Origin of the sequence: Halorussus aquaticus, from assembly GCF_024218795.1 — an archaeon.
GTDB lineage: Archaea > Halobacteriota > Halobacteria > Halobacteriales > Haladaptataceae > Halorussus > Halorussus aquaticus.
The window spans coordinates 556,706-571,444 of the sequence record NZ_CP100400.1 but is presented as its reverse complement, the minus strand read 5'-3'; the positions used below and the strand labels follow the sequence as shown (position 1 = coordinate 571,444).

Here is a 14,739-nt window from a genome sequence, read left to right as displayed (position 1 = left end):
CGGCGACGTGTTTTCTTGCTGCGAATTTTTGTCGGTCGAAGCGGAACGTGACGGTATGGCGTCCGAACCGCATCCGCAAGTGCAGGCGCTACTCGAACGACTCGACCAGATGGGGACCCCAGAACTCTCGACTCTCGACCCCGCGGAGGCCCGCACGCTCTTCGAGAAACTCAGGTCGGGCGACTCCTCGGAGTCGGTCGGCGACGTGACCGACCGGACGATACCCGGTCCCGGAGGCGACCTCCCGATTCGAGTCTACTCGCCCGACGGCGAGCGACCCCATCCGGTACTAGTCTACTTCCACGGCGGCGGGTGGGTCGTCGGGAGCATCGACACCCACGACTCGGTGTGCCGCCACCTGACCAACGCCGCGGACTGCGCGGTCGTCTCGGTGGACTACCGACTCGCGCCCGAACACCCCTTCCCGGCCGCGACGGAGGACGCCGTGGCCGCGGTCGAGTGGGTCGCGGAGAACGGCGCGGAGATCGGCGTCGATACCGACCGACTCGCGGTCGGCGGCGACAGCGCGGGCGGCAACCTCGCGGCGGTCGCGGCGCTCGTCGCGCGGGACCGCGGCGGTCCCGACATCGACCGGCAGGTGCTGATATACCCGGCGACCAGCGCCCGCGACGACTGGCCCTCGGTCGCGGAGAACGACGAGGGCTACCTCCTCACCCGGTCGGAGATGGAGTGGTTCGGCGACCAGTTCTTCGAGAGTCCGCTCGACGCACGCAACCCCTACGCCTTCCCGTTACAGGCGTGCGACCACGGCGGTCTCCCGCCCGCCACGGTGGTCACGGCGGGGTTCGACCCCCTTCGCGACGAGGGGCGAGCCTACGCCGACGCGCTCGCTGACGCGGGCGTGGACGTGACTCACAGGAACTACGACGGGATGATTCACGGCTTCGTGGACATGCTGGAGGACCCGGTCGAACTCGACCGCGCCCGCGAGGCAATCGAAGCCATCGGCGAGGACCTGCGCGAATCGTTCGAGTGACGAGTCGGGCCACAATCGGTCGGTGTTGGGCGACTATATAGTGGGGTGCGACGGGTCACTTGCCGAAAATTGGCTACCATTACTACTTCTGGGTGGTCACTTCGAATACGTAGTCCCGGAATCCGTATCGGGTCATGTCCGTCGACGTAACAGCGGAAAGGTACGCGTCTACCATTTCTATATCGTCGGCGTGGCCGACGTATTGGACGGAATCAATTCCGTCGGTCGCAGCGTATGGAAGCGTGTTTAATAGTCCTGAAAGCTGTCGGACGTGCTCGGGGAGGAGTTGCACGTCTGGAGTGCCACCGCCGAACGAAACGATAAGTGAACCGCGTTCATCTTTGGGAACATTGGCACGTACAACCAGCGTCGACCTGACGCGTTCAATGTTCTTCACGGTGGCGGTCGGACGAACAAGTGGAGCCTTCCCGGCGAACCCGAACACTGCTGCGGCCGCACGCTTGTCGTCCGGTGTAGACTTGAAATAACCGTGCGTGGATAGGCCGTAGACGCCAGGACCGAGACCGCCAATGGTGATGTCCGATTCGGCGATATACGCGCTTTGACTATGTGCGACACTGTCCTTGATAGCCGAGAGACGATAGGTGTGTGATCCGCCACTTGGAATACGTTGTAGTGACCCAGGGACTGCCAGCGGTGCGAGACGCCGCCACTGACTTCCATCCCACTTCTGCAGTACCCACCGGTAGTGGTTCGTCATAAACGGTTCGTCTGCCACGTTCTCCACGGTGAACGTTACGGTTCCGTCCGAGAGCGTTCCAACAGTTGGGGAGACTGTGACCTGAAGTCGCCCACGGTCTCCGGGACAGGTTATTGGGCGGTCGTCAAGTGACGCGCAGTCGCGGTCGTCCAATCGCCGATTGACCTCCTCTGAGGTCATCAATGATTGGTCAGCCGGGATGAAGTCATAAGTCGGATTCGTCGTCGTTTCCTTCGTGCTAGGGTGGCTAGACGAGGTAGCAGTTTCATCTGATGTCGTCAATGTTTGATTCGCAGTCGAATCGATGCCTGAACCACCAGAACTGGTACATCCTGCAAGGAGGGCGGACAAGGTAGTGAGGACCGTTCTTCGATGCATCGATGGGAATATTTCCCCCACTATTTTAAATAACTTATCAATCTTAATATAATACACATACTTAGAATTAGAAACTTTCATTTCTTATCATGCTTAATTATATGCATGCCGAATATGATTAGTTATTCTATACTATATGGGTTGTACTAACTTGACAAAAATGCGACTAGGCGGAAGTTTTTGAGGACGCTTGCAGCGTCCGGCGTAGGGCTTGCTGGACTTCGGAAGGCCACCGAGCGCGCGTTCGGTGAGAAGCCAGATGGCGTTCCACTGGTATGGCGCTATGACAAGTACGGTAACCCAGAGACCGTGCGTTACGTGCCAGAAGAACGCTATCGTCGCATCATGGCCTACCACAAACTTGACCCAAGTACGGTCTACAAACGTACTGAGGGCGTCAACGGTATCTCCCTCCAACAGCGTTCCGACGACCCTACCGACCTTGCGCTCACGGTGTATGTCAATCACAATAAGCGGTCGGTGCGTCGTGCACTCCCGAACCGCACTCAGAAGATTCCCGTCACCGTCAAGGAACGCAAAGTTGACCGTAAGTTCGGAAGTGTGTGTGACCGTCGTAATCTTGATTTCTACGACCCGCTACCCGCAAACCCCGAAGTCGGAGGCTATGACGGGGATGATACTTCTTACGGGCAAGGTACGCTCGGCGTCGTCTGCTGGAACGATAATCCGAATAACGCCTACGAGTGCTACATCACTGCCGCCCACGTCATCAAGGACAATGGTTCATACGCTGATTACCTCCGTCACGGCGGCACCGACGATGGGACTAATCGTGTAGAAGATGTCGGTGCCTACGTTACTCATAGTGACCCCGGTGACTATGGAATGGACGTCGCCAAGTACCGGCGGCGGAACGGAACCGTGACGGCTGACATCCGAGGCAACGCCGACGACAATATCGGCGACTTGGCGGGAACGTGGACCCACTCAGGTCTAACCGACCGTACGTCCGGAAGTAAGTCACTCTCAGTTGAATTTGCGGGGCAGTCAACGTGCTACGCTACCACAGAATGTACCGGCACATCAAAGACTTCACTCGTAGAATACCAAGCCGACTACTCCCCGAACAAGACGACAGACGGCGACTCTGGCGGTCCATTCGTCGATAATGACGATTATCTCGTCGGAACATTCTCGTTCTTCTGTGAAAGTTGCGAGGAAAGCCATGGCCCAACAGGACAGGAATTACTCAACCGCATGAACGCCCAACTCACAAATCCGAAGCTACAATAGCATCATATTATATCATAATTAAATTAATATTATAATTCTCGTAACTTTTGCGCGGGTCTTCGAGTTTGTTACATTTTCAACACCCTAAACCGGTCGCGCGCGCTCGCCAGCGCCTCGGCGTCGCCCTCCCGGAGGTACCGACCGACGTCGAGAGTGGCGTTCACGAGCAGTTCCGCGGTGTCGGCGTCCACGTCGCCGTCGAGGGCCTGCACGCGCTTGACGTGGTCGCCGAGCGTTTCGAGCGCGTCGCGGCCCCCGTGGGGCACGGCCGAGGCCTCTCGCTCGTCGGCCCAGTCGGCCATCTCCCGGCGGTACTCCGCCACCGCCTCGGCGTAGGCTAGCCCGCGAATCGGATGCATGGAGGTCGGAACCTCGTCCGGGGCGGGCCGCGAGTCGGCGTCCGAATCTGTCCCGTCAGCCTCGGCGTCTGCGGACCTGAGGAGCGCGAGGAAGTACCACTCCTCGTCGTCGCTCAGGTCGAGACCCCGCCTCACCACGTCGGCGGCGTGGCGGAGTTCCTGCGCGGCGAGGTAGGTGTCGTCCAGCGTCAACAGGTCGCCGCCCCGGACGAACCCGCGCTTGCGGACGTACTCCCGGGCAATCTCGCCCGCGCGGTCGGCCACCTCGCGCAGGGGGTGGGCGTCCACGGCTTCTCGCGGTTCCGTCAGGTCGAACTCGACCGGACTGTCGGTGTGGAGGTCGCGCTCGTCCTCGACGCCGACGCTCCGGAGACTCCCGCACTCGGGGCACTCGACGGTTCCCGTCTCGTAGTAGGACCACCGCGCGCCGCAGTGCTTGCACTCGCGCTGGCCGCGAACTTTCATGCCCGGTCGTTGGAGGGCGGGATACAAAATGTCCCGGACTCCGAGACAGAACTGGCTTCGTTACGGACTGCGGTCGCTCAGTAGATATCGTCTATCTCGTCCTCGCTGTAACTGTGTTCCTCCGCCGGGAACTCTCCGGACTCCACCGCGTCGCGGAACCCGGCGACCGCCCGCTCCATCTCTCCCTTCACGTCGCCGAACTGCTCGGAGAAGTACGGACTCCGGTCGCTCAGTCCGAACACGTCGTTCAGCACGAGGACCTGTCCGTCGGTGTCGGGACCCGCGCCGATACCGATGGTCGGAATCTCCAGCGCCTCCGTAATCTGTGCCGCCACGTTCGAGGGGACGTGTTCGAGGACCAGCGAGAAGGCTCCGGCCTCCTCGTGGGCCTTCGCCAGTTCCAGCATCTCCGCGGCGCTCTCCTCGTCGGTGCCCTGCCGGAAGTAACCGCCGAGTTGGTGGACGCGCTGGGGCGTCAGTCCGAGGTGAGCCATCACGGGGATACCGAGGTCCACCAGTCGCTCGGTGACGCTCACGGTGTGCGGGCCGCTCTCCAGTTTCACGGCGTTGGCGTCGGCCTCCTTGAGCATCCGGCCGCAGTTCTGGATGGTGTCGCTCTCGTCGGCCCCGTAGCTCAGAAACGGCATGTCCGCGACGACCAAGGCGTCGTCCGTGGCCCGTGCGACCGCCGCGGTCCGACTCTGCATCTCGTCGACGGTCACAGGGAGCGTCGATTCGTAGCCGAGTACCGCGTTGCCCATGCTGTCGCCGACCAGAATCACGTCCACGCCCGACTCGTCCACGATTTCGGCGGTCGGTGCGTCGTAGGCGGTCAGCATCGTTATCTCCTCGTCGTTCGCCTTCTCCTGCAGGGTCCGGACGGTTGGCATATATTGCCACTCGCAGGCACAGCGGTTAAACGTGTTCGGTTGTTGCTCACTCCGGTCGGCGAGGGGCCAGAGAACCCAAGGCCGAGTCGCGAGTAGAGCGCACGCTATGACTGCCCGAGAGGAGACCGACTCGGAGACGCTGGAGGGCTACGTCATCGACAACGGGTGCGTCCGCAAGAACGCCCGCGAGGACCTGCCAGAGCGCGCCCGGACCCACAGCAAGGAGTGCGCGCTGATGGGCCACTGCATCGAGAGCGGGTACAGTCTCGTCAACGAGGGCGAGGGGATGGCGATGCTCGACGCCGGGGCGACGCGGGAGGTGGTCCACGTCGTCGAGGACAGCGACCGCGAGGAGGGCATCCGACTGCGGGTCGAACGAGAGCGCGAGGACGGGGAGATGCGGACCGTCTCAGTTGAGGAAGTCGAGCGATGAACCACGCCGGGAACTGCAACGTTTAAGCCGCGAGCGTCCCGCACTCGAAACGTGCCCGAACCAGTCGAGACCCACGACCCCGAAGGCGTCGATTACGGGTGGGTGATGCAGACGACCTTCGTCCTCACCATCGTCGCGGGCGCGCCGGTCGTCGCGCTCGTCGCGTTTCTGGTGGGGGTCTCGCTCCCCACGTGGGCCGCCCGGGCGGAGTTCGCCGTCCGAGTCGGCGCGCTGGTCTGGTTCGTCGTCGCCGTCGGCGTCTTTCTGTACGCGCGGCGGGCGGAAGAAGAGTCGTCGGACGCCGGGAACTAGACCCACTCGAACCGGGTCCCGGCGCGATTCGCGGTCTCCTCGTCGCTCGCGGAGTCGCCGACGAACAGCGCGTTCTCCGGAGCGACGCCCAACTCCTCGACCGCCGCCAGCAGGGCGCGGGGATGGGGCTTGCGCTCGGGCACGGTCCCCCGGCCCACCACGCTCTCGACGCGGTCGGCGAGGTCGTGGCGGTCGAGCGCGATGCGGACCGCCGACTCGTGGTTGAGCGAGCAGACGCCGACCGGAACCTCTCGCGCGAGCAGTTCGTCGGCGAGAGGGAGTCGCTCGGACTCGCGGGCACCCTCGCGCTCGGCCGCGGCGATGAGTTCGTCCGCCTCGTCGCCGACGCCGGTGTCTTCGGCGGCCGAGAGCAGTTCCCACGCGCTCAGCGGGTCGGCGTCCACGCCCTCGCGCTCCAGCAGGTCGGCCAGTCGGCGCTCTACGTCCGCCCAGTCCACGGCGAGGCGGACCAAGGTGCCGTCGAGGTCGTAGACGACCGCCGCGAGGTCCGTCCCGTGGTGACTCGGCGTCTCGTCGGTCCGACTGCCAGCGTCGTCTCGGGTCACGCTCGTCGGTAGGACCACCGTGAAAAAAGGGGTGTCGGTCGTTCCGGTCAGTTTAACTGGTCCTCGACCGCATCGACGACCGCCGTCACGTCCGCGTCGGGGTCGGTCGTGAAGAGCAGTCCCTGCTGGCCGACGAGAACCCGGACGAGCGTCACGTAGTCCATGTAGGTGACGAACGACCGGACCTCGCCCGCGCTGCGGAACACGTCGCCGAACAGGTCTCGCTCGGTGAAATCGACGTGGACGTACGAGTGGACCTGCTCGAAGTGGTCGTCCATCTCGTCGCGGTCGCCGCCGTACAGCGACATCGTGAGTTCGTCGGCGTAGAGCGTGTGGAACTCCTCGGGCGTGTACTCCACGCAGAGGTGTACTGCGTCGTCCGAGACCTCACGGGCCGCCGAGAGCGCGGCCTCCGCGTCGAAGTCGACGAGCGTAGACTGTTCGAGAACGACCATCTCGTTTACGCTCGTTTCGACCCGGAATTATAAGTGTAGCGGCTTTTCCGGATGTTTCACGTCGTTCAGACTTATTCCAAGAGGTTTCGAGCGATAACTTTCTTCTGAATCTCGGAGGTTCCCTCGTAGATGGTCGTAATCTTCGAGTCGCGGTAGAGGCGTTCCACGTCGAAGTCGGTGGTGTAGCCGTACCCGCCGTGAATCTGGACCGCCTCGTTGGTCACGTCCACCGCCGCCTCGCTGGCGAAGTACTTCGCCATACTGGCGGCCATCTCGACGCTCTCGCCCTCGTCGTCGCGCCGGGCGGCGTCGCGGGTGAGCAGGCGCGCGGCCTCCAGTTGGGTCTTCATGTCCGCGAGTTTGTGCCGGACGGTCTGGATGTCGGCGATGGGCTTGTCGAACTGCTCGCGGTCCTGCGCGTACGCGACGGCCTCGTCGAGCGCGGACTGAGCCAGTCCGACCGACTGGCTGGCGATGCCGATGCGACCGCCCGTGAGGATGTGGAACGCCGCCGAGAGACCCTTCCCCTCCTCTGTCAGGCGGTTCTCGGCCGGGATGCGCACGTCGTCGAATATCAGGCTCGTGGTGTCGCTGGCCCGCAGGCCGAGTTTGTCCTCTTTCTTGCCGACCTCCAGTCCGTCGGCGTCTTTGGGGACGACGAACTGCGTGACCGACCGCGGGTCCTCGCGGTCGGTCTTGGCGAACAGGACGACCACGCCCGACCGCTCGCCGTTGGTTATCCACTGTTTCTTCCCGTTGATGACGTACTCGTCGCCTGCGTGCCCGTCGCCACGTTCGACTCGCTTCGCCTCGGTGGTCATCTCGGCGGGGTTCGACCCGGCCTGCGGTTCCGAGAGCGCGAAGGCCCCGACGGGGCGACCTTCGGCCATGTCGGGGAGCCACCGCTCTTTCTGGTCCTCGTCGCCGAACTCCGCGATGCAGGAGGTGGCGAGGCTGTGGACCGACAGCGCCGTCGCCACCGAGAGCATCCCGTACGCGACCTCCTCGTTGACGACGCTGTAGGTCAGGCGGTCCACGTCGAGACCGCCGTACTCCTCGGGCACCGTGAGACTGGTCATGTCGAGGTCGGCCAGCCCGTCCCACACGTCCTCGGGGAACGTCTGGTCCGCGTCGCACTCGGCCGCCGTCGGGCGAATCTCCTCGACCGCGAACTCCCGCACCACGTCGCGGATGGCCCGTTGCTCCTCGGAGAGGTTCATACGCGAACTGTCGGGAACGGCGTGGAAAAAGTTGCCTGTTCTCGGTTCCGTCGCGAAAGGTGTCGGCCACTCTCCGGCGTCTGAAGGTCGAGGGCGTCCTACTGCTCCCGGAGGAACGCCACGACGTCCGCCGGGTCGGCGTCCAGTCCGCCGCCCTGCGCGAACGTCGGACTGCCGCCCCCTCCGCCGCCGAATGCCGCGGTCACGTCGTCCACGATGTCGCCCGCGTCCGGAGTGCCGTCTGTCGCGGCGACGACGAACGTCGCGCCGTCCTCGCCCGCGAGCACCACCGCGTCGTACGCTTGGGGCGTTTCCGCTTCGCTCGGCGACTCTCCTTCGCCGGGGTGGGCACCGTCGCCCGCGAGTTCTCTGGCGGAGTCGGCGACCTCGTTCGGACCGAAGTCCGAGACGGTGCCGACCAGCCACTCGCCGCCGTCGCGCTCGACCGAGTCCTCGCGCAGGTCGGCGAGGCGCGCGTCGAGCAGTTCGTCCCTGGCGTCGTCCAGTTCGGACTCCAGTTCCTCGACCTGCTGGCCGACTCGCTCGGCGGCGTCCGGGAGTTCGCCCACGCCCACGTCGAGCGTCCGGGCGGCCTCGCGGGCGGCGCGCACGTCCGCGGCCCGGCGGCGGATGGCGGTCGGCCCGACCGCGAACTCCACGCGGGTCAGTCCTTCCCCGGGGTTCGACCGGTCGAGGACGGTGACGGGACCGATTTCGCTCGTGTTCGAGACGTGGGTGCCGCCGCAGGCCGCCCAGTCCCACCCGTCAATCGTGACCACGCGCACCGCGTCGGACTCGCTCATCACGCCCTCCTCGGTCTTGGTGTTGAACGCCACTTCCTCGCGCTCTCTGGCCTCCTCCTGCGGAATCTCCTCCCACGAGACCGGCAGCGAGTCCCAGACCGCGCGGTTCGTGAGTCGCTCCAGTTCCGCCAGCGTCTCGTCGGTGATGTCGGTCGAGGTGGTGAAGTCCACCCGGACCTTCTGCTCGCCGATGTCGAACCCGCCGTAGCCGAGGTCGTCCAGAATTCTGCGGCCCGCGCCGTAGAGCGCGTGGCTGGCGGTGTGCGCCCGCATGCAGTAGGTCCGGAACTCGCCGTCTATCTCCGCCCGGACCGTCTCGCCCGCTTCGAGGTCGGGGTCGTCGGCGAGGCGGTGGACGGTTTCGCCGTCCTCTCGCTTCTGCACGTCCTCGACCACCGTCCCGGCCAGCGTGCCGCGGTCGGCGGGTTGTCCGCCGCTCTCGGCGTAGAAGTGCGTCTCGTCCAGCGTGACCGCCCGGCCGTCCACGTCCGCGACGGTCGCCTCGAAGCGCCGTACGTCGGGTTCGCGTGCCGCGAGTTGACTCATACCAGTCGGGAGTCGGCGCGGTGACTAAAGATTCACGCTCCGCGGGGGTGTCGATTCGACGGCGACAGTCGCCACGGAGTCGCGGTCGATATCAAAACCTATCCGCGAACCGACGGAATCTCCTCGCATGCCCTCCAGACGTGCGGTCATCGCGGGCACTGGCACGGTCGCGGGCGGCGTCGTCCTCGGATGGGTCGCGACCGGCGGTCTCGCCCAGACCGGACGAGTCGTCCGGAAGCGCATCGGCGTTTCGTGGGAGTACGGCGGCGGTGAACTCTGGCACGGAGACCTCCTTCAGACACACATCGGCCCGGACGGCGAAATCGGCCTCGCGTACGACCCATCGTACGTCGGCCCGGCCGTGACCGGCCCGCGAGACGTCTCGGTCGGCGACCACCTCCACGAGGCGTTAGAAGACGAGTTCCGGAACGTCGAGTACCGCCTCGGGGTCTGCGGTACCGCCGACGGTGAGGACTGCGCCTACCGGATACTGCGAGCGGGCCGCGATGGGTTCAATCGCGCGCAACTGGCCGATAGCGCCACTGTCACCGACTTCGCCGACCGACTCTTCGTCCACGAGGTGACCGAGACTTCGGAGTGGTCGGGCACCGCCACCGTGGCCGAGTTCGACTTCGACCGACGACACACCGACCGCGGACGATGACGGACGACCTCACTCCAATAAGTCGGCCTGCACCCGCGCTTTGAGGTAGTCGATGGCGGCTATCGCGGTCGGCGCGGAGAGGCAGAACCCGGCCAACAGCGCCCGGTCGCGCGGACCGAGTTCGACGCCGAGCGCGGCCATGGCGACGACGAACAGCGCCGCAGTTCCGACCACGCCGCCGACGCGCCTGCTCGCGCGACCGAAGTCGAACCCCTTGGCCGGTCGCCACACGAGATTCTCGGCCGCGACCGCGAGACCGACGCCTTCCGCGACCCCGACCAGCGCGTAGGCCCCTGCGGGGTACGCCGGAAGCGGGTCCGGGAGCGCGACCACTGCGAGAACTGCCGCGACGCCCAGCACGCCCGCGGCCCGACTCCTGACCGCGCCGAGGAGCCTCGCGAGCGCCGAGGACTCTTCGCGGAGGGAATCACTGAGCTGATACATGCTCGTCACAACGACCATTCGCGTTATCAATCTTGTCGGGGCGTCCGTCGGGCCGCCGACATCCGAACCGTGTGAGAAATCGCTCTCCCCGAAGAGAAGAAGAGAATCGAAACGGGGATTCGAACGAGACGACCGGCGCGAACCGAATCAGGCCACCTCTTCGACCGCCGACTGGAACACGTCGAGCGCGAGTTCGATTTCGCGCTCGGTCACGTCGAGCGGCGGCAGGAGGCGGAGCGTCTTGTACCCGCACCCGAGCACGAGCAGGCCGCGCTTCAACGCCGCCTTGACGACGGCCTCGCGGCGCTCCTTGGTGTCGAACTCGACCGCGAGCATCAGTCCCCGGCCGCGGACGTCGATGGCGTTCGGCAGGTCGGCGTCTTCGAGGAGTTCGCGCATCTGGCGGCCGCGCTCGGCGACGTTGTCGAGCAGGTCGTACTCGTGGATGGCGTCGATGGTGAACACGCCCTGCATCGAGTCCACGATTTTTCCCGCGCCCCACGTCGAGGAGAGGCGGGCCTTCTCCTTGGGGAACATGTCGGAGTTGGCGACGGTCGCACCGGCGCGGAGACCCTTCGCCGACGTGATCACGTCGGGGTCGAGGTCGAGGTGGTCCACGGCCCACATCTCGCCGGTCCGGCCCAGTCCGGACTGAATCTCGTCGGCGACGACGTTCACGTCGAAGCGCTCCCGAATCTCGGCGAGGTCGCTGACGAAGCCGTCGTGGGGCACCCGGTAGCCGCCCTCGCCCTGCACGGGTTCGATGATGAGGTACGCGACTTCCTCGGGGGCGATGACGCCCTGCTCGGGGTCGAGTTTGTCGGCGAGGACGTTGCCGCCCGGCCCGTCGGTGAGCCACTGCTTCTCGTAGGCCTCCTGCGTGGAGGGGTAAGGGACCGAGACGACGCCGCCGATTTCGGGGTAGCCCTTGCGGTGGTTCACCTTCGAGCGGTTCAGCGAGAGCGCGCCGAGCGTCCGGCCGTGGAAGGCACCGTCGAACGTGAACGCTCGGTGACCGCCCTGCGCGTAGCAGATTTTGATGGCGTTCTCGACCGCCTCCGCTCCCGAGTTCGAGAGGAAGACGGTGTCCATGTCGTAGTGGCTCGTCAGGTCGGTCAACCGGTCCATCAGTTGGGTCGGGCCGGGGAGTTCGGGGTCCTCCGGGGGCCACCCGCCCGCGGCGTAGAAGTCCTGTCCGGCGATTTTAGTCGGGTCCACGAGGTCGAACTCGTCGAACTTCTCCATGATTTTGGGGTTGTTGTACCCCAGCGGCGCGGCCGCGACGTGGCTGGTGAAGTCCATCAGGACGTTCCCGTCGATGTCGGTACAGAACGGTCCGATGGCCTCCTCGGTGAAGTCCCACACGAAGTCGTAGACGTAGGTGCTCGGTGCGGAGAACTGGTGGTGGTAGTCGGCCCACTCCTGTGCCCGTTCGCCGGGCATCCCATCGACCGTCGGTTCTGCGGAGTCTCGGTCCATGAAGCGTGGTTGGGACACACACCCTTTAATTGAATTGGTTCGTTGCGCTTCGGGCAATACTTGCAACAGCTCCGAGTTCCGCCGCCAAAGTTAGATTGCCGCCAGTACCGCCGCGAGCGCCGACCCGGCGAGCAGCACGCCGCTCCACGCCGCGACCCGGAAACTGAACGCCCGGTTCGGCGCGGAGAGGGTCAGCGCGGCCTTCACCGCGATCGAGGAGGCGGTCGCCAGCAGGATGCCGAACACCGAGGTCTGGTAATCGATGGTCCCGCCCATGTAGAGCAAGACCGCCGAGGAGGTCGCGCCCGCGCTGGAGACGAGTCCCGAGAGGAGCGCGGTCACGTAGAACCCGGCCGACCCGAACTGCTGCTGGGCGACGGCACCGCCCACGATGACCAGCAGGAAGATGGCTCCGAACCCGAGCGCGTTCCGGAGCGAGAACGGGCTTTCGAGGTCGATGTCCACGTGTTCGGACCAGTCGGCGGCGTACGCCGCGATGGCGACGCTCCCGAGGATGACCGCGCCGAGCGGAAGTACCGCGCCGTAGAGGACGGGCTTGGAGCTACCGAACGTGAACGCCAGCGCGATGGCGAGGTTCCGGACCGCCATCGCGGCGTCGGCGAGCAGGATGGCCGCCACGCCGTAGGAGGCCGCCTCGGGGCGCTGACGGACGTGGTCGAGCATCGTCCCGACCACCGCAGTCGAAGACGCGAGGCCGCCGAAGAAGCCCGTGACCGCGATACCCCGGCCGCCGTAGGTCGTCACGACCGCGTAGTTGACGATGCCGATGGCCGCCACCGTGACGACCATCAGCCAGACCGTCCGCGGTTGGATGCCGTAGGCGAACTGTTCGTTCGGGAGCAGCGGGTAGATGACGAACGCGAGGATGGCGAACTCGACGGCCGACCGGAGTTCCTCGCGGGACATCCCCCACGCGAGACTGTGGAGTTCGCGCTTGAGGACGAGCAGCAGCGACGACAGCACCGCCACCGTGACGCCCACGAGGATGTACCCGTCCATCACGAGCGAACCGACGCCGAAGGCGACCAGCATCGACACGGAGGTGGTCAGCGAGAGGCCCTCGTCTTCCTCCTCGTCGGCCATCAGGCCCTGAACGCCGAGCATGATTCCCTGCACGATGACGAGCAGGCCACCGAGCAGGAGGAGTTCCTGTCGGTCGAGCAGGGTGAACACCGCCCCGAGGAGGCTGATGAGGGTGAACGTCCGAATCCCGGCGGGCTTGTGTGACCACTCGCGCTCCAGTCCGAGGAAGAGTCCGAGCGCGGCGGCGAGCGCGACGCGGACGACCTCACTGTCCAGCGGTACCTGCGTGAGGAACTCGACGATACTCGGCACTTCTCCCACTATGACGACGTGCGTATAAATATCTCTCCCCGAGACGTCCGGAGTCGCGACGGTTCGCCGCGAAAGCACCGGTCCCGGACTCTCCTAACTGCGAACATTTTTATCACAGCGCTCCAGTGCCAAAGGTATGGTCGGCGGTTTGAACATCGACCGCGCGCGAACCGCTTGGTGGCTCGTCGGGTTATCGCTCGGCGTAGCCGTGCTGTTCGTCGTCTACTCGTTCATCGGGACGTTCGTCTTCGGTATCTTCCTCTACTACGCGACCCGACCCGTGTACAAGCGACTTCGGCGACGCGTCCGTCCGGCGAGTCTCGCGGCCGCCACCGCCCTGTTCGCGCTGGCGCTCCCGGTGTTGCTGTTGATGGCCTACACCGGCGCTATCGCGCTACAGGAGTTCAACAACATCGCCAATCGGACCGACCTCGACGTCCTCCAGACGACGATTCAACCGTACATCGACGTCTCGTCGCTCGCCCGGAGTCCCGAGGAGTTGCTGGCGAACCCCGACCCCGCGCTGGTCAGCGAGTTCGGGAAGGCGGCGCTCGAATACGTGGGTCTCATCGGCAACGCGATACTCCACCTGTTCGTGATGATAGCCATCGCGTTCTACCTGCTCCGAGACGACCACCGTCTCTCGCGGTTCTTCCGGCGGCAGTTCGGCGACGAGGGCGGAGTGGTCGAAGCGTACCTCCGGGCGGTGGACAGGGACTTCAACAGCATCTTCTTCGGGAACATTCTGAACGCGCTGCTCACGGGGACCATCGGCGCGGCCTCGTACAACCTCATCAACATGTTCGCGCCCACTCAGGTTGTCGTGCCGTACCCGACCCTGCTGGGCCTGCTGACCGGGGCGGCCAGCCTCATCCCCATCGTCGGGATGAAACTGGTCTACTTCCCGGTCTCGGCGTATCTCGGGGCCGAGACCGCGATGGCCGACCCCGCGTTCCTCTGGTTCCCGGCGCTGTTCTTCGGCGTCTCGCTCGTGGTCGTGGACACGATTCCGGACCTCGTCCTCCGACCGTACGTCTCGGGCCGGAACCTCCACGTCGGACTCGTCATGCTGGCGTACATCTTCGGCCCGCTTCTGTTCGGGTGGTACGGCATCTTCCTCGGCCCGATGATACTCGTGCTGGTCGTCCACTTCGTTCGCATCGTCCTGCCGGAACTGGTCGCGGGCGAGGACATCCGACCGTGGGCCGTGGACCCGACCTACCTCTTCGAACCCGAGACGCCCGAAACGCGGACGACGGAGACCCCCGGGGTCGAGACGGCCGAGACGGACGCCGTGGACGAGGGCGTGGGCGTCTCCCACCAGTAAGACGATGTTTCGTCGGCGGGCCGACGCGCGGACATCCTTCGGACGAGTCGGAGTGAAGGACGACCGATTG

The 14,739-nt window shown here is 65.1% G+C and carries 16 protein-coding genes; 6 read left to right on the top strand and 10 right to left on the bottom strand.

Annotation, left to right across the window (positions count from 1 at the left end; translation table 11 throughout):
• Nucleotides 1–55: 55 nt before the first annotated feature.
• Entirely contained in the window at nucleotides 56–997 is a 942-nt protein-coding gene (lipP1, locus tag NGM06_RS03035) for a LipP1 family hormone-sensitive lipase (RefSeq protein ID WP_254268879.1), read from the top strand.
• An 82-nt stretch (nucleotides 998–1,079) separates the two neighbouring features.
• On the opposite strand, the gene NGM06_RS03030 is transcribed toward lipP1, so the two are convergent.
• On the bottom strand, nucleotides 1,080–1,898 hold the full coding sequence (locus NGM06_RS03030; RefSeq protein ID WP_254268878.1) for a hypothetical protein: 819 nt from the start codon (nucleotides 1,896–1,898) through the stop codon (nucleotides 1,080–1,082).
• A 516-nt stretch (nucleotides 1,899–2,414) separates the two neighbouring features.
• Between NGM06_RS03030 and NGM06_RS03025 the strand changes: the two genes are divergently transcribed.
• Entirely contained in the window at nucleotides 2,415–3,350 is a 936-nt protein-coding gene (locus NGM06_RS03025) for a trypsin-like serine protease (protein ID WP_254268877.1), read from the top strand.
• A gap of 68 nt (nucleotides 3,351–3,418) precedes the next feature.
• Here the strand turns inward: NGM06_RS03025 and NGM06_RS03020 are convergent, their stop codons facing one another.
• Both NGM06_RS03020 and panB read right to left on the bottom strand, forming a co-directional pair.
• Nucleotides 3,419–4,174, bottom strand: coding sequence for a DUF7117 family protein (locus tag NGM06_RS03020; protein ID WP_254268876.1), 756 nt, complete (start codon nucleotides 4,172–4,174; stop codon nucleotides 3,419–3,421).
• A gap of 77 nt (nucleotides 4,175–4,251) precedes the next feature.
• Nucleotides 4,252–5,064, bottom strand: a complete 813-nt coding sequence (panB, locus tag NGM06_RS03015; protein ID WP_254268875.1) for a 3-methyl-2-oxobutanoate hydroxymethyltransferase — start codon at nucleotides 5,062–5,064, stop codon at nucleotides 4,252–4,254.
• A gap of 106 nt (nucleotides 5,065–5,170) precedes the next feature.
• Here panB and NGM06_RS03010 point away from each other — a divergent pair, with 106 nt between their 5' ends.
• A complete protein-coding gene (locus NGM06_RS03010; RefSeq protein WP_254268874.1) occupies nucleotides 5,171–5,497 on the top strand; it encodes a hypothetical protein in 327 nt (108 codons plus the stop codon).
• Nucleotides 5,498–5,548: 51 nt separating this feature from the next.
• Nucleotides 5,549–5,809: a DUF5822 domain-containing protein gene (locus tag NGM06_RS03005; RefSeq protein ID WP_254268873.1), complete on the top strand. Its 261-nt coding sequence runs from the start codon at nucleotides 5,549–5,551 to the stop codon at nucleotides 5,807–5,809.
• Here NGM06_RS03005 and NGM06_RS03000 read toward each other — a convergent pair.
• From NGM06_RS03000 to NGM06_RS02985, 4 genes are all read right to left on the bottom strand, one after another.
• On the bottom strand, nucleotides 5,806–6,375 hold the full coding sequence (locus NGM06_RS03000) for an HAD family hydrolase (RefSeq protein ID WP_254268872.1): 570 nt from the start codon (nucleotides 6,373–6,375) through the stop codon (nucleotides 5,806–5,808). The genes NGM06_RS03005 and NGM06_RS03000 overlap by 4 nt on opposite strands.
• A gap of 47 nt (nucleotides 6,376–6,422) precedes the next feature.
• On the bottom strand, nucleotides 6,423–6,830 hold the full coding sequence (locus NGM06_RS02995) for a DUF7522 family protein (RefSeq protein ID WP_254268871.1): 408 nt from the start codon (nucleotides 6,828–6,830) through the stop codon (nucleotides 6,423–6,425).
• 71 nt (nucleotides 6,831–6,901) lie between these two features.
• The gene (locus tag NGM06_RS02990; protein WP_254268870.1) at nucleotides 6,902–8,050 is read right to left on the bottom strand and encodes an acyl-CoA dehydrogenase family protein; all 1,149 of its coding nucleotides are present in this window, start codon (nucleotides 8,048–8,050) and stop codon (nucleotides 6,902–6,904) included.
• A gap of 98 nt (nucleotides 8,051–8,148) precedes the next feature.
• Nucleotides 8,149–9,399, bottom strand: coding sequence for an alanyl-tRNA editing protein (locus NGM06_RS02985; RefSeq protein ID WP_254268869.1), 1,251 nt, complete (start codon nucleotides 9,397–9,399; stop codon nucleotides 8,149–8,151).
• A 127-nt stretch (nucleotides 9,400–9,526) separates the two neighbouring features.
• On the opposite strand from NGM06_RS02985, the gene NGM06_RS02980 reads away from it, so the two are divergent.
• Nucleotides 9,527–10,063: a hypothetical protein gene (locus NGM06_RS02980; protein ID WP_254268868.1), complete on the top strand. Its 537-nt coding sequence runs from the start codon at nucleotides 9,527–9,529 to the stop codon at nucleotides 10,061–10,063.
• A gap of 9 nt (nucleotides 10,064–10,072) precedes the next feature.
• Here the strand turns inward: NGM06_RS02980 and NGM06_RS02975 are convergent, their stop codons facing one another.
• From NGM06_RS02975 to NGM06_RS02965, 3 genes are all read right to left on the bottom strand, one after another.
• Complete coding sequence (locus tag NGM06_RS02975; protein ID WP_254268867.1) at nucleotides 10,073–10,507, bottom strand: hypothetical protein; 435 nt, start codon at nucleotides 10,505–10,507, stop codon at nucleotides 10,073–10,075.
• A 147-nt stretch (nucleotides 10,508–10,654) separates the two neighbouring features.
• Entirely contained in the window at nucleotides 10,655–11,986 is a 1,332-nt protein-coding gene (locus tag NGM06_RS02970; RefSeq protein ID WP_254268866.1) for a class-III pyridoxal-phosphate-dependent aminotransferase, read from the bottom strand.
• Nucleotides 11,987–12,076: 90 nt separating this feature from the next.
• Nucleotides 12,077–13,351, bottom strand: coding sequence for an MgtC/SapB family protein (locus tag NGM06_RS02965; RefSeq protein ID WP_254268865.1), 1,275 nt, complete (start codon nucleotides 13,349–13,351; stop codon nucleotides 12,077–12,079).
• 127 nt (nucleotides 13,352–13,478) lie between these two features.
• Between NGM06_RS02965 and NGM06_RS02960 the strand changes: the two genes are divergently transcribed.
• Nucleotides 13,479–14,669: an AI-2E family transporter gene (locus NGM06_RS02960; protein ID WP_254268864.1), complete on the top strand. Its 1,191-nt coding sequence runs from the start codon at nucleotides 13,479–13,481 to the stop codon at nucleotides 14,667–14,669.
• Nucleotides 14,670–14,739 lie beyond the last annotated feature (70 nt).